We start from the raw sequence: 14961 nt of genomic DNA on the forward strand, positions 1-14961 counted from the left end.
ATTACGGTATGGATTCTGTGCTTGCACCGCCCGACAACCCATGCTTGTTACGTTACAATTTTCTTCTGCAAGTGTGTGACGAATCAAAAAATCTTTGGATAGAGAGGTGCTTTCGCTTTTAAAAGCATTTATATAGGTGTAATTCACATCTATATGATAAAATATTATAAGAATATTAAGAAATGAGAGGTGTCCCTATCATGCCTCCAAAAACGTATATTATCGAAACAAAAATATCTCCTCCCGATTTGAAAGAGCCTATTCTTCAACGACCGCAGCTTATGAAGAAAATGCAACAAGTACTTCGTCATCCGCTGACTATCATTCATTGCGGTCCAGGATATGGAAAAAGCGCGGCTTTAGTGTCTTTTATCCATTCTGCAACAGTGACATACGGCTGGTATATGCTGGATATGAACGATTGTAATTTACTGCCTTTTTTGCGTTATATCACCTGCAGTCTTCGCAAACAGATTCCCAATTTTGGTGAGCAGTTACTGACATATATACACGATCCTGATCATTATTTGCATGAAGAGGATATACACTTTTTATGCGCTTTGTTTATTAACGAGGTTTCTGCTTATGGCCAAAACGTGTTACTCGTTTTAGATGACGTTCATCATATTCTCCCATCAATAGATATTCAACGGTGGATACAATGGCTGTTAGAACATCAACCTTCCAACCTCTTTCTTGTATTATCCAGCCGCATAAAGATTAACTGGGCCTTTCTTTCTTCATTGAAAGTTAAGAAACAAGTTCTTGAGATTAATCAGGAAGATTTGGCCTTTACAAAAGAAGAAATTGAGGTCTTAGTGAACGATTACTACCATTACCCGCTCTGTTCTGCAGATATCGAAGTGATTTCGAATGTGACAGAAGGATGGATTCTGGCTGTACAGATGATTAGTCAGCAGCTTAGCAAAGCAGACCATGGGGTGGAATTTTTACAAAACAAAAATTCCTTAGAGGAACTCTTTTCCTTTTTAGCTATGGAGGTCTTCATGAATCAACCTTTAGAGACACAAGAATTTTTAGTGAAAACATCTATCTTTGAACGAATCGACCCCTCATTATGCCGGCATGTACTAAACATCCCGGATGCACTTCCTATATTGGAGGACCTTCAAAGTCGAAATTTATTTCTCCTGATGGATGGAAAAAATCAATTCCGTTACCATGCCTTATTCAAGGAGCTTTTAGAAACGCACCTAAAGAAAAATCCCTTGCTTTATACAGAGTTGAATATACATGCAGCCGTTTACTTTTTGCAGCAACAACAATATTGGCAGGCATTACAGCATTATAAAGCCATCGATGAATATGAACAAATGGCTCTTCTCCTTGGAAAGCATGGAGAGATAATGCTTGAAAAAGGATATTTACATCAACTTAAAGAGATGGTCGAACAAATACCGGATTCCATCAAAGATCAATATTACCTCGTGTGGTATTACGAAGGTGAAGCCAATCGATATTATTGTATCTATCAAAAAGCGGAAGAATGTTATAAAAAAGCAGAAAAGATAGCATGTGCTTCAGGCGACATAAACGGTGAAGGAAAGGCGGCGGAAGGACAGGCGAAAATTTATCTGGATACCATTCAGCCTGGAAAAGCTGAGCGTTTTTTAAAACGTGCCATCACATGTGTCGAGAAGAGCAGCACATCTTCGGTAAAGGAGAGAGCAAGGCTTTATTATTTAATGGCAGAGAATTTAGTAAATGCCGGAAGAGCAAGTGAAGCAAGGAAGTGGTATGAAAAAGGAAAGACGATGAATTTAGAATTGAATGACACGTCTTTAGAAATCAGACTAAAATTAAGAACCGGAAAGCTGGAAGAGGCACGAAAAAAACTAATCGAAAAGGAAAGAGATTCAAACGGGCTTGTTTTACATCTGCAGCAATCCCATCGGGAAAATGTTCTTCTTTTATCATTGATTGAAGCATGGATCGGAAACGCAGAAGAGGCGAAAAGGCTGGCAGATGATGGAATTAAGCAAGGGATTCATGTAAAGGCGCCTTTTTTGGAGGCGTGTGGATGGATAAGAATAGGGCATGCAGTTCAGCTCCTTGAACGTTATAATCCAGAGCTTGCTCAAAAGTGCTACGAAACGGCTCTGGAAATGATGGATGAATTATTGGTTTCGAAAGGAAAAGCAGAAGCTCTTATGGGATTATGCCTTTTACACGGGTTTGCTGGTTTTTATGAAACCGCGATTCATCAAGGAAAAAAAGCTTTGAAAGAAACGGAACTTGTTAAAGATGCCTGGCTATCAGGGCTGATTCAACTTTGTATGGGAATCGCTGCTATCCACAATAAGCAATGGAAAGAAGGAAATGAGTTTTTAATGAAAGCACGTCAATTATTTGTGGAATGCGGTGATGATTATGGACAAACGCTCGTTTACATGTGGAGAACGTTCACGGATTACGAATGCGGACAATGGGAAGGTTTTGAGCAGTCGCTGTCTTCTTTTTGGAAATTAATCGAACAGGGAAACTATGAATATTTGTTATTTAAACGAACAATGTTTGGGCCGAGGGATTTGAAACGATTTGTTCCTATTTTGCTTGAGGGGCAAAGACGGCACATTCATGAGGAGCAAATGATAAGGTTGTTGGAAAAGTGCGGAATAGGAGATGCGCTGAATCATCCGGGCTACACTCTTCGCATCCAAACCTTTGGATCATTCCGAGTATGGCTGGGCGATCGAGAAATTCAAGATCGGGACTGGCAAAGAGCCAAGGCAAAGGAGTTGCTCGAGCTGTTTGTTACAAACAGGCACACGTTATTACAAAAGGAAGAGATCATTGCTTCGCTATGGGCAGATGTTGAGGAGGGAACAGCTTTAAGAGATTTAAAGGTAGCCTTAAATGCCCTCAACAATGTGCTTGAACCAAATCGCAAAGCAAGAAGCAATACGTTCTATATTCGGAGAATAGAAAGTTCATACGGCTTGAACGAACAAGCGGATTACGAAATAGATGCAGTAGAATTCGAGAAATGGGTTTATTTAGGATTGGAAGAAGGGAATGAAAAAAAAGCGATGCGATTCCTGCAAAAAGGATTGGCAATCTATAAGGGCGAGTATTTGGCGAATAGACGGTATGAGGATTGGTGTATCCATGAGAAAGAAAGATTAAGGCTGTATTTCTTGCGCGGTGCCGAAAAACTTGCCAGGCTTTTAATGGATGAAAAGCAATATGATCAAGCCATTCATTGGTGTGAAAAAATTTTAGAACAAGATGTTGTATGGGAAGAAGCTTATCGATTATTGATGATCTGTTACACCAAAAAAAATAACCGTCCGCAAGCATTGAAGGTGTATCGAAAATGTTGCGAGCAATTGAAAAAAGAACTTGAAATTAAGCCGATGGCCAAAACAGAGCAAGTGCATGAAATGATTAAAAACATGTGAAGGGGAAAGCGATGGGACTTTGTAACTTCTATGTAACCGCTTTTATATAAGATAGGTGTAATTAGCCTATATAAGGCAATGTTCACAATGGTGAAAATTTCAAACGCCTTCTTGATGCAGCTCCATTCATGGAGAGAGTTGTGGACATTGTCTATTTATGTTCATTCATCATCTTTGTGGTAGCATGCCTTTCCTTATCAAAAATTCGGAAAAGAATCAGGAAATGTAAAAAAAGGAAAAACTTACACATGATTTCATAAGTGATGGACTAAAAATGAAGAAAGGCTCACTTTTAATAGAAGTGATATCGCAAAGGGGGGATGAGCGTGGTAACATTGAAAACCGTCCAGTTAAAAAACGGTGAAACAATCGGATACCGTGAAAGAGAGGGGGGGGAACATGTTGTTATTCTTGTTCATGGCAACATGACATCATCAAAGCATTGGGATTTATTATTAGAAAACATGGATGAATCATTCAGGCTGTATGCTGTGGACATGAGAGGATTTGGAGTATCGACGTATTATACGCCTGTAAGCAGCATTCGTGATTTTGCCGAAGATCTTAAGCTTTTTGCAGATGAATTGCAATTAAAGAAATTTAGCTTAATAGGCTGGTCAACAGGCGGAGCTGTTAGTATGCAATTTGTTGCCGATTATCCGGGGTATTGCGAAAAACTTGTATTATTGGCCTCTGCCTCTACAAGGGGTTATCCGTTTTACAGTACAAATGCCTTAGGGCAGCCAGACGTGACCAAACGTTTGAAGACAAAAGAAGAAGTGAAAAGAGATACAGGAAAGACAATTCCTGTGCAAACAGCTTATGATACGAAAAACCAAGCTTTTTTAAAACAAATGTGGAATATGCTGGTTTACCGGACAAATCAGCCGTCTGAAGAAAAATATAGGGAATATCTCGATGATATGTTGACACAGCGAAATTTAGCAGATGTTTATCATTGTTTGAATGTTTTTAATATAAGTCATATCAACAATGAAGCGGCAAAGGGGACAGGAGAAGTTTCGAAGATTGATATTCCGGTCTTAGTGCTTCGCGGTGATCATGATTTGGTTGTGACCGATAAAATGACAAAAGAAATTTTAAAGGATCTAGGAAAACGTGCCACCTATGTGGAATTAAAACATTGCGGGCACTCACCTTTGGTAGATAACTTAGACTTATTGACAAATCATATTTCAGAATTTTTAAAACATCAGGAGGTAACGAAATGAGATTAGAAAATAAGGTAGCGATTATCACTGGTGCTGCAAATGGCTTAGGTTTAGAAGCTGTCCGTATATTCTTAAAAGAAGGCGCGAAGGTAGCGCTTGTTGACTTTGATGAAACAACAGGAAGGCAAAGAGCAGAAGAGTTAAGGGAAGCCGGCGGAGATGTGGAGTTTTTTAAAGTAAACGTTGCTGACCGAAAAGATGTGGATGCCATGGTTAACGGAGTTGTTGATCGCTTCGGCAAAATCGATATTCTAATTAATAATGCAGGTATTACAAGAGACGGCTTTTTGACGAAGCTTTCGGTAGAAGATTTCCAAAGAGTCATCGATGTAAACTTGACAGGTGTATTTCATTGTACACAAGCGGTTGTTCCTCATATGATCGATCAAGGAAAAGGAAAAATTATCAGCACTTCCTCCGTCTCGGGAGTTTATGGAAATATTGGTCAAACCAACTATGCCGCTGCTAAAGCAGCCGTAGTAGGGATGACTAAAACATGGGCAAAAGAATTAGCACGTAAAGGAATTAATGTAAATGCTGTTGCACCTGGGTTTATCGAAACAAACATGGTAGCGCAAGTCCCTGAAAAAGTGATCAATCAAATAAAAAGCACCATTCCGATGCAGCGTCTAGGCCAGCCTTCAGACATCGCATATGCTTACCTTTATTTGGCGTCTGATGAATCAAACTATGTAAATGGGACTGTTTTACATGTGGACGGCGGAATTATGATGTAGGGAAAAGAGGCTCATTCAAGGGGGGCGGCTCGGGAGCGTAAAATCCTTTTATATCATCCTTGTTTATTTTTACATTAGTCATTGTCCTTAAGCCTGTTCAGAGTATTTTTGTTCTAACAACTTAAATAGGCTGAAAAGGTCTTCGCATAAGCGTTTGACAAGAGAATGTAAGGCAGATTGGCAAACGCTTATGCGTAAATCAATGGACGTGAATGTCTTTTATTCACGCCCATTGATTTATGTGAATTCATATAGTCCAACGAGGGAAGGGAGAAAGAGACATGGATAATGTTGTGATTACATCTGCAGTACGTTCACCGATAGGGGCGTTTGGAGGGGTGTTTAAAGACTTATTGCCTTCTGATTTGATGGTCCCTGTATTAAAGGAAGCGATTAAACGCAGTAATGTGCGTGAAGATGAGATTGATGAAGTCGTTTTAGGACATTGTATACAACGAACGGACGAGCCAAATATTGCAAGAACGGCAGCTTTATTAGCCGGTTTTGCTGATACAACGACAGGGTATACGGTCCAGCGCCAATGTGCATCCGGCATGCAGGCTATTATCTCGGGATTCTTGCAGCTTCAAGCTGGTGTATGTGACACAGTAGTAGCCGGGGGAGTAGAAGCGATGAGCTCCAGTCCGTATGTATTAAAGCAGCACCGTTGGGGAGGAAGGTTGCAACATGGGCAAGTAACAGACACGGTGTGGGAGATTCTAGAGGATCCTATCCACCATATTTTGATGGGGGAAACAGCTGAAAACCTGGCGGATTTACACCAAATTACAAGAGAAGAACAAGATGAAATCGCGCTATTAAGCCACCAACGTGCTGTTAATGCAATCAAAGAAGGTTATTTCGAGCGAGAAATCGTTCCCATTACTGTTAAAACAAGAAAAGGAGAAACAGTCGTTTCAACAGATGAGAGCCCTAGGGAAGATGTGACGATCGACAAATTGGCAAGCTTGCGTCCTGCATTTAGAAAAGGCGGAACGGTTACAGCAGGTAATGCCTCCAGCTTAAATGACGGAGCCGCTGCCCTTGTTTTAATGACAGAAGAAATGGCGAAAAGAAAAGGCATTAAGCCTCTCGCCCGCATTGTCGGGTTTTCGGTAGCGGGTGTCCATCCATCCGTCATGGGAAGGGGCCCCGTTCCTGCTATCCGAAAAGGGCTAAGACAAGTAGCATGGTCATTGGAGGAAACCGATTTAATCGAAATAAATGAAGCATTTGCCGCCCAGTATTTAGCGGTAGAGAAAGAGCTTGGCTTAAATCGGGAGAAAGTAAATGTCAATGGCAGCGGTATTAGCCTTGGTCATCCAATTGGTTGTACAGGTGCTAGAATTACTGTTAGCCTCATTCATGAGCTCAGTCGCAGACAACTACAAAAAGGAATTGCTTCTTTGTGTGTCGGAGGCGGAATGGGGGCTACTTTATTCATTGAAGCCCTTTAGTAAGATGCACAAAAAAGAATCCGCTCACATGAAACAGGGATAGTCTCTAATATTGATAAGCAAACAGTAACATGAAATATGCCCTTATAAAGAAAATAGAGCCAGTGTAATTAAAAGGACCGGTCATTGGAAAATGACCGGTCCTTTTTTAAGCTTGATAATTTGTTGATGTTCATCTTTTAATGGTTCGGCTATATTACGTTATGTGGCAAAAAAGAAAATGGTGCAATGGTTCACATGGAACAAAAAGGGTTTTTATTTGGAAAAATAACGAACATACGTGCTATAATGATTATATATTACTCATCATTTCTGTGTTTTTTTGGTATTGACCAAAGCATGGAATTAGGGAGATAAGTTTAGTAAAATAGGAGATATGTATAATGCGAGAATAGATGAACCGATGCTGCCAAATTCGCTTTTGAACATATAAATAAAAAGAGGCTGTCCCATAAGTCTCCAATCAATCACAAAAGTTGATTTTGATTGAAAGGACCCGTCACTGAATCCCTTGATGTTGCTGGATTTTCATGACGGGTCCTTTCAGGAGGAAGATTCAAAGGGTATGCTTCTTACACCTTTTGAGTCATTCTCTTATGTCACGTTTCATGCGTGACGTTTATCGGTTTTATCCCGCTCTAACGAGTAGTAAGGCCTCCGCTTCAAGCTTTGCTAAGCGGGTGATAACAGCCCATAAAAGCCCGGATTGAAGTCGTTAATGGTTATAGATCGTAATAAACAAAAGGGGGATGTTTATGGCACTTCAGTTTTTACTTGGTCGTTCCGGAAGCGGCAAAACCGAACATTGTTTAAATGCCATTCGCCAAACGTTGCAGCATGAGCCGCTCGGAGCACCTATTATTTATATTGTACCGGAGCAAATGACTTTCCAATCTGAATATGCGCTCATTCAAACGCCTGGTTTAAACGGAATGATGCGTGCGCAAGTATTCAGCTTAACTCGATTGGCCTGGCGCATCTTACAGGAAGTGGGCGGGATGAGCCGCCATCATGTAGATAGTACCGGCATCAGCATGATGCTTAGGAAAATCATTGAAAAACGTAAGCAAGAACTGAAAATCTTTGCTAACGCTTCTGAAAAAACGGGGTTCATTGAAAACTTGGAACGGATGCTGACAGAATTCAAGCGTTACTGCTTAAATGCCGATGCACTGGAAAACAAACAGGAAGAGCTGCTTCACGATTCACAAAAAGTATTGGGGGATAAGTTTCATGATCTTCAACTAATTTATGATGAACTGGAAAAACAGCTCTTGCATAAATATATAGATTCGGAGGATTATTTGCGCTTATTGGCAGAGAAGGTTCCACACTCTTCTTATTTGGAGAATGCTTCAATTTACATTGATGGTTTCCACAGTTTTACGCCTCAAGAATTGGAAGTCATCACCCAACTAATGAAAACATGTCCCTCTGTCACGATCGCACTGACAGTCGATCCGGGCTACGAACATCGACTGCCGCATGAAATGGATTTGTTTCACATGACGGCCCAAACGTATCAGACGATTTGTCAGCTAGCGCATGATCAGCAAGTCGAGATGAAAGAGCCAATTACATTGACTAAAGCAGTCCGGTTTGAAGAAGCTCCCGGACTGTATCATTTGGAAAAATACTTTGATGACAGACCAACTGCTCCATTTGAGCAGCCTGTACGGGACATTAAGCTCATGTCCGCTGTCAACCGCCGTGCAGAGGTGGAAGGAGCGGCACGTGAAATTCGTGAACTTGTTCGTCAAGAGGGCTATCGATATCGTGATATTGCTCTTGTTGTTCGCAATGGCCATGACTATGGTGACTTAATTGATACGATTTTCCAGGACTATGAGATTCCTTATTTCCAAGACCGAAAGCGTGCAATGGTTCATCATCCTCTTATTGAATTCATCCGAGCAAGCCTTGAAGTGGCCAATGGAGTATGGCGATATGAGCCGATTTTTCGCTGTGTTAAAACCGATTTGTTGTTTCCGTTTGATGCTAATGCATCCTTATTAAGGGAAGAGATGGATCGACTCGAAAACTACGTATTGAGCTATGGAATTCAAGGAATGAAATGGACGATGGAGGAGAACTGGAAATACCGTCGTTACCGCTCGCTCGAAGATATGGATATTCCGCAAACAGACGAAGAGCGTGAATTTGAGGAGAAAATCAACGAATTGCGCCAGCTCATTGTCAGACCGCTCAAACAGCTGCAAGATTCATTGAAAAAGGCAAAATCGGGAAGAGAGATGTGTGAGGCGCTTTACTCCTATTTAGTGATGCTTGATATTCCAAAGAAAATGGAAAAATGGCGAGATGAGTCCGAGAAGCAAGGGGATTTGGATTCTTCAAGGGGACATGACCAGGCCTGGAAAGCAGTCATTGAGTTGTTTGATCAGTTTGTGGAGATGATGGGGGATGAAAAGATCTCTGTCGATTTGTTTACAAGCGTCATGGAAACCGGATTGGATACGATGCAATTTGCTTTAGTCCCTCCTGCGATTGATCAAGTGCTAGTAGCAAGCTTTGAAAGATCCCGTTTCTCAAACATTAAAGCTACGTTTGTCCTCGGGGTAAATGATGGGGTTATTCCGGCTAAACCGCAAGAAGATGGGATTTTGTCAGATCAAGAGCGTGAATATTTATGGCAGTCGGGATTTAAATTGGCTCCAAGCAGTAAACAGCAATTATTTGATGAGCAGTTTTATATTTATTCAGCATTTGTCAGTCCGTCCAAAAGGCTCTATATAAGCTATCCACTAGCCAATGAAGAGGGAAAAACGCTTCTTCCATCTGTGGTGGTGAACCGTTTGAAAGATATGTTCCCTCTCATCGAAGAACAGCTTCTAATGCAAGAGCCGGCTGAATTGGCACCAGAAGAGCAGCTTCAGTATGTTTCCAATCCGCTTATGACGTTAACGTATTTAGCAGGGCAATTACAGTCATGGAAGAAACAATATCCAGTTGATGACATTTGGTGGGACGCCTACAACTTTTATGCGGACGATGAAGAATGGAATACTTATAGTCGCCGTGTACTAAGCAGCTTATTTTACCGTAATGAAGCAAAAAGTCTGACGAAGGAAACGAGTATATCCTTATACGGAAAACACATTCAAGCAAGTGTATCGAGAATGGAGAAATTTCAGGCATGTCCGTTTTCGCATTTCGTTTCACACGGTTTGCGCTTAAAAGAGCGAAAAGTGTTTCGCTTAGAGGCGCCTGATATCGGGGAATTGTTCCATGCTGCATTAAAAATGATGGCAGAAGAGCTCCGGGCTAATCAGCGCGATTGGCGTCATTTAACGAACAGCGAATGTAAACAGCTGTCCCATCATGTGGTGGACGAGCTTGCGCCAAAGCTGCAAAATGAAATTTTATTAAGTTCCAATCGTCACCATTATTTAAAGCATAAACTTCAGCAGATTATTGAGCGAGCTTCCCTTGTGTTAAGCGACCATGCGAGAGCGAGCGGTTTTGCTCCAATCGGCTTGGAACTCGCATTCGGTCCGGATCAGCCGCTGCCGGCCATGCAGTTTACGCTGCCGAATGGAAGTACGATGGAGCTGGCCGGCCGGATTGACCGGGTTGATAAAGCAGAAAGTTCAAAAGGTGTATTACTGCGGATCGTGGATTACAAATCGAGCGATAAAGCCCTGAATTTAGTAGAAGTGTATTACGGTTTAGCTCTTCAAATGCTTGCTTATTTGGATGTCGTGATCACGTATGCAGAGAAGCTGTTAGGAAATGGACAAAGTGCCTTACCGGCTGGTATCTTATATTTCCATGTTCACAATCCGATGATTAACAGCTCCAAAGCATTGTCTTTGGATGAAATTGAAGAAGAAATCTTCAAACGATTTAAGATGAAAGGCTTGCTATTGGGTGACGAAGAAGCCGTAAGATTAATGGACCAAACAATTGAGACGGGGCATTCACGCATTGTGTCTGCCGGCCTGAAGAAAGGCGGAGGCTTTTATTCCAACTCTTCGGTAGCGGATGAACAGCAATTTAACGATTTGAGAAAACATATTCGCAGCCAATTTACAGACATTGGCACGAGGATTACAGACGGAATTATCGACATTTCTCCATATAAGCTGAAGGATAAAACACCTTGTGAGTTTTGTGCGTTCCGTTCTGTCTGTCAGTTTGATCAATCAATGGAAGAGCATGATTACCGCCATTTGAAATCAGAGAGGCCCGAGTTGATTTTAGAAAAATTGAGAAAGGGGGAAACCGAGCATGAGTAAATGGATGCCTAAACCGGAGGGAAGCCAGTGGACAGATGATCAATGGAAGGCGATTGCCGCGTCAGGTCAGGATATTCTGGTGGCGGCAGCGGCCGGTTCGGGAAAAACGGCTGTCCTGGTAGAGAGGATTATTCGAAAATTATTATCGGACGAGCATCCGATTGATGTAGACCGTTTGCTTGTTGTGACATTTACAAATGCATCAGCGGCAGAAATGCGCAATCGAATCGGCGAAGCGATTGAAAAAGAATTAAAGAAAAATCCTTCATCGCTTCATCTGAGACGCCAGTTAAGCTTGTTAAACCGCGCTTCGATTTCCACTTTGCATTCCTTCTGTTTGGAAGTGATTCGCAAGTATTATTACATGATTGATTTGGATCCGGGTTTCCGTATTGCTGATGATACAGAAGCTGAATTGATTCGGGAAGAAGTGCTGGATGATCTATTTGAAGAGCAATACAGCATAGAAGATAATGAACGATTTTTTGATGTCATCGATCGCTACACGAGTGACCGCAGTGACAATGATATTCAAGTAATCGTGCGCAAGCTTTATGATTTTGCAAGAGCGAATCCCAATCCTGACCGCTGGCTGCAGCAGCTCATCAGTCAATATGGAGTGACAGAGGAGACGACAGTAGATTCTCTTCCGTTTATAGCCTTTTTGCTAGATGAAGTACGGATGCAGCTTCAAGGTATAGAAGCGGTGCTGCAAGAAGCGTTAATGCTGACAAAAGTACCAGGTGGACCGACACCGCGTGCCGTTAATATCGAGGATGATTTGCAACAAGTCACAAGATTAATAGAAGCATCCGATGTGTCTTTTTCTATGCTCCACGAACAATTTCAGTCCCTTTCTTTCTCAAGATTAAAGCCTTGCAAAGGAGATGGTTTTGATTCGGAGCTGATTGACAAGATGGCGGATTTACGAAAAAAGGCAAAGGCCTCCTTAGAAAAAATACAGAGCGAGCTATTTGCACGCCCTCTTTATGCCTATCTGGAAGACTTAAAAACGATGAAACCTGTTGTGGAAATGCTCGTTTCACTCGTAAGAGAATATGGAAGACGATATGAAGCGGTGAAAAAAGAAAAAGGACTTGTGGACTTTTCTGATTTGGAACATTACTGTTTACAAGTGCTGAGGGATGAAAACAGTAACGGGCAAGAGCTGATTCCTTCAGAAGTAGCCAAACAGTACCGTGTACAGTTTGTAGAAGTTTTAGTAGATGAGTACCAGGATACAAATATGGTCCAAGAATCGATTATTCGGCTCGTGACAAAGGATGAAGAAGAGACCGGGAATCTTTTCATGGTAGGGGATGTAAAGCAGTCCATCTATCGTTTTCGCTTAGCCGAGCCGTTTTTGTTTTTAAGTAAATATAAACGATTTACCCAGCAGGGAGATGATTCCGGACTGCGAATCGATTTAAATAAAAACTTCCGCAGCCGCTCGCAAGTGTTGGATGCAACAAACTTTGTGTTTCATCAAATTATGGATGAAACAGTCGGAGAAATTCAGTATGACGATGATGCGTTTTTAAAGCTAGGAGCAAGCTATCCAAAAACAGAAGGAATGGAAACGGAGTTGCTGCTTGTGACGAAAGATCAGCCGGAGCTGCCTGCTGATGGTGAAGAGGAAGGTGACCAGGCTCAGGCAGGATTTTCGGAAGCGGAACTGGAGACAGCCCAGCTTGAAGCGCGGGTAATGGCACGTAAAATCAAAGAAATGGTTCAAAATCGATTTCAGGTGTATGATCGTAAGTTAGATATGATGAGAAACGTGACATACCGTGATTTTGTCATTCTGCTTCGTTCCATGCCGTGGGCGCCGCAAATCATGGAGGAATTTAAACAGCATGGTATCCCTATTTATGCAGATTTGGCGAAAGGATATTTTGATGCTACAGAAGTGACCATCATGATGTCTTTATTGCAAGTCATCGATAATCCATATCAAGATATCCCGCTTGCCGCCGTGTTGCGTTCCCCGATTGTAGGTGTGACAGATGAAGAGCTGGCACGCATCCGTCTTGCCGATAAAAAAGGCACGTATTATGAAGCGATGAAAGCTTTCATGGCAGAGGCCATGAAAGATGATACTCTTTATGAAAAAGTGTTCCGCTTGTACGAGTCACTGCAAAAATGGAGAACAGAAGCGCGCCAGGGAGCATTGTCTTCCCTTGTATGGCAATTGTATCGTGATACAGGTTTCTTTGAGTTTGTCGGCGGTCTGCCGGGTGGAAAGCAACGCCAGGCTAATTTACGGGCGTTGTATGATCGTGCCCGCCAATATGAATCAACATCGTTTAGAGGATTGTTTCGGTTCTTGCGTTTCATTGAACGGATGCGCGAGCGCGGGGATGACTTGGGAGCTGCAAGAGCTCTTGGGGAACAAGAAGATGTCGTGAGACTGATGACAATTCACAGTAGTAAAGGATTGGAATTTCCGATTGTCTTTGTGGCCGGACTGTCGAGACAATTTAATATGATGGATTTGCATCAATCGTATTTGCTTGATAAAGAGTTGGGATTTGGATCGAAGCTTGTTAATCCAAAATTAAGAGTCAGCTATCCAACGCTTCTTCAGCAGACAATCAAGCGTAAAATGAAAAAGGAAAGCATGGCTGAAGAAATGCGCGTTCTGTATGTTGCGCTCACTCGTGCAAAAGAAAAGCTTTTGTTAGTTGGGACTGTCGGTCAGCTGTCAAATGCATTAACGAAGTGGAAAAGCGTCTTGCAGCATCCGGAATGGATATTGCCCGTTCATATACGGACTGGAGCGAAGTCATATTTAGATTGGATTGGACCTTCAGTTATCCGTCATCAGCATAGCGGGCTGTTACTGGGAGAAGAAGAAACTCCCGCCTTACAAGAAGCATATGAACATCCTTCTTCATGGAAAATTGAGGTGATTCATGCCTCGCATCTTGCTGATGAAACTCATCAAGATCAGCTCGATCATGAAGAGCTTTTGAAGGCATTGAAGGAAGGAAAACGTGTCCCTCTTGAAGGGGCAAAAAAGAACGAAGTGGAAACGAGATTAAGGTGGCAGTATGCATTTCAAGCTGCTGCTGTCCATCGTTCAAAACAGTCTGTATCTGAAATTAAACATCAGCGCCAGTTAACAGAAGATAGCAGCGATGAAGCGTTTATTCGCAAGTTCCGTGCTCCGCTTACAGACCGCCCGAGATTTATGCAGGAAAAATCGTTAACAGCGGCTGAGAGAGGAACCGCGATGCATCTTGTTATGCAGCATGTACCGTTGCATAAGGATATAACGATTGATCTCGTTAGGGAACTGGTGGCATCGATGGTAACGAGAGAGCTGCTGACAGCAGAACAGGCATCTGAAATCGATGTTGCAAGTATTGTTGCATTCTTTCAAACTGATATCGGCAAAAGACTTCAGTGTGCCACACATGTATATCGGGAGATGCCGTTCAGTTTATCGCTGCCCGCTTCTGAAGCATATGCGACATGGAGTGCACCAAAAGAAGAAACTGTTCTTGTTCAAGGGGTCATCGATTGTTTATTCGAAGATGAAGGAGGGCTTGTGCTGGTTGATTTTAAAACAGATAACGTCTCTGATCGATTCAAGGGAGACTTTGAGCGGGCCAAGCCGTATTTGCTTGATCGTTATCAGATACAAATAAGCCTATATGCCAGGGCGATAGAGCGTATCTTAAAGCGTCCCCTTGCAGCGCGTTATTTGTACTTTTTCGATGGCAGTCAGGCGATTGAACTATAAAGGTGCGGACATAAGAAATCATCATTCACGCCGAATCGTTGAAACTCAACCATGGCTGTGGGCGATGATTTCTTTTAGCTTATGACTCAAATTCGTATGATAAAATACA

At 42.1% G+C, this 14961-nt stretch carries 6 protein-coding genes; all 6 read left to right on the top strand.

Annotation, left to right across the window (positions count from 1 at the left end):
• Positions 1-200: 200 nt before the first annotated feature.
• The 6 genes from ACFOU2_RS09155 (at position 201) to addA (ending at position 14852) form a co-directional block, all read left to right on the top strand.
• Positions 201-3422, top strand: coding sequence for a BTAD domain-containing putative transcriptional regulator (locus ACFOU2_RS09155; protein WP_377914368.1), 3222 nt, complete (start codon positions 201-203; stop codon positions 3420-3422).
• A 320-nt stretch (positions 3423-3742) separates the two neighbouring features.
• Positions 3743-4654, top strand: a complete 912-nt coding sequence (gene phaZ / locus ACFOU2_RS09160; protein WP_377914370.1) for an intracellular short-chain-length polyhydroxyalkanoate depolymerase — start codon at positions 3743-3745, stop codon at positions 4652-4654.
• Positions 4651-5391 (top strand): 3-oxoacyl-ACP reductase FabG, encoded by a 741-nt coding sequence (gene fabG, locus ACFOU2_RS09165; RefSeq protein WP_377914372.1) that lies wholly within the window; start codon positions 4651-4653, stop codon positions 5389-5391. Before phaZ ends, fabG begins: the two co-directional genes overlap by 4 nt.
• Before the next feature lie 281 nt (positions 5392-5672).
• On the top strand, positions 5673-6848 hold the full coding sequence (locus tag ACFOU2_RS09170; RefSeq protein WP_377914374.1) for a thiolase family protein: 1176 nt from the start codon (positions 5673-5675) through the stop codon (positions 6846-6848).
• A 755-nt stretch (positions 6849-7603) separates the two neighbouring features.
• Positions 7604-11104, top strand: coding sequence for a helicase-exonuclease AddAB subunit AddB (addB, locus tag ACFOU2_RS09175; protein ID WP_377914376.1), 3501 nt, complete (start codon positions 7604-7606; stop codon positions 11102-11104).
• Positions 11097-14852 carry a helicase-exonuclease AddAB subunit AddA gene (gene addA, locus ACFOU2_RS09180; RefSeq protein ID WP_377914378.1) on the top strand — a complete coding sequence of 1252 codons (3756 nt, stop codon included), beginning with the start codon at positions 11097-11099 and terminating at the stop codon, positions 14850-14852. Before addB ends, addA begins: the two co-directional genes overlap by 8 nt.
• Positions 14853-14961: the final 109 nt, after the last annotated feature.

The organism is Bacillus songklensis (assembly GCF_042649685.1).
Classification (GTDB): domain Bacteria; phylum Bacillota; class Bacilli; order Bacillales; family Bacillaceae_H; genus Bacillus_BA; species Bacillus_BA songklensis.

Coding starts and splice junctions, on each gene's coding strand:
- ACFOU2_RS09155 (WP_377914368.1), top strand. CDS start 201: ATGCCTCCAAAAACGTATATTATCGAAACAAAAATATCTCCTCCCGAT.
- addB (WP_377914376.1), top strand. CDS start 7,604: ATGGCACTTCAGTTTTTACTTGGTCGTTCCGGAAGCGGCAAAACCGAA.
- fabG (WP_377914372.1), top strand. CDS start 4,651: ATGAGATTAGAAAATAAGGTAGCGATTATCACTGGTGCTGCAAATGGC.
- addA (WP_377914378.1), top strand. CDS start 11,097: ATGAGTAAATGGATGCCTAAACCGGAGGGAAGCCAGTGGACAGATGAT.
- ACFOU2_RS09170 (WP_377914374.1), top strand. CDS start 5,673: ATGGATAATGTTGTGATTACATCTGCAGTACGTTCACCGATAGGGGCG.
- phaZ (WP_377914370.1), top strand. CDS start 3,743: ATGAGCGTGGTAACATTGAAAACCGTCCAGTTAAAAAACGGTGAAACA.